Source organism: Vibrio sp. 1727, assembly GCF_033344415.1.
Taxonomy (GTDB): domain Bacteria; phylum Pseudomonadota; class Gammaproteobacteria; order Enterobacterales; family Vibrionaceae; genus Vibrio; species Vibrio alginolyticus.
In genome coordinates this window covers 1-671 of the sequence record NZ_JAWPOT010000312.1, presented here as the reverse complement: position 1 = coordinate 671, position 671 = coordinate 1, and the positions used below count along the sequence as shown (strand labels likewise).

At 45.9% G+C, this 671-nt stretch carries 1 protein-coding gene; it reads left to right on the top strand.

The window, feature by feature from the left end:
• Positions 1 to 75: 75 nt before the first annotated feature.
• Positions 76 to 671, top strand: a 596-nt coding sequence (gene nadE / locus R8O10_RS25445) for an ammonia-dependent NAD(+) synthetase (protein WP_318191987.1), incomplete at its 3' end; no start/stop codon positions are given.

Below are 671 nucleotides of genomic sequence, written 5' to 3'. Positions count from 1 at the left end.
ACTGTTTGATCTTTGGTGAATGACCACTCGAAGCAGTTTTTGTGTCTAAGATATTTGCAGGAAAAGGAACCCTAAATGGAACAATCCATCCGTGACGAAATGCGTGTATTGCCGTCAATTGACCCGCATTTCGAAATTGAACGCCGTATTGCTTTTATTAAGCGCAAGCTACAAGAAGCAGGTTGTAAGTCACTTGTGCTTGGCATCAGTGGCGGTGTTGACTCAACCACGTTAGGTCGCCTTGCCCAACTTGCTGTAGACCAACTTAACGAAGAAACTGGCAGCAACGATTACCAGTTTATCGCAGTACGTCTGCCTTACGGTGAGCAAAAAGACGAAGATGAAGCGCAATTGGCGTTGTCATTCATTAAACCTACGCATTCTATCTCTGTGAACATCAAACAAGGTGTTGATGGTATGCATGCCGCTTCTAATATTGCACTAGAAGGCACAGGGCTAATGCCAGAAGACGCGGCAAAAGTAGACTTTGTAAAAGGTAACGTAAAAGCACGTGCTCGCATGATCGCTCAATACGAGATCGCTGGTTACGTCGGTGGCTTGGTGTTAGGTACTGATCACTCTGCAGAAAACATCACTGGTTTCTACACCAAATTTGGTGATGGCGCGTGTGACCTTGCCCCTCTGTTTGGTTTGAACAAGCGTCAAGTGCG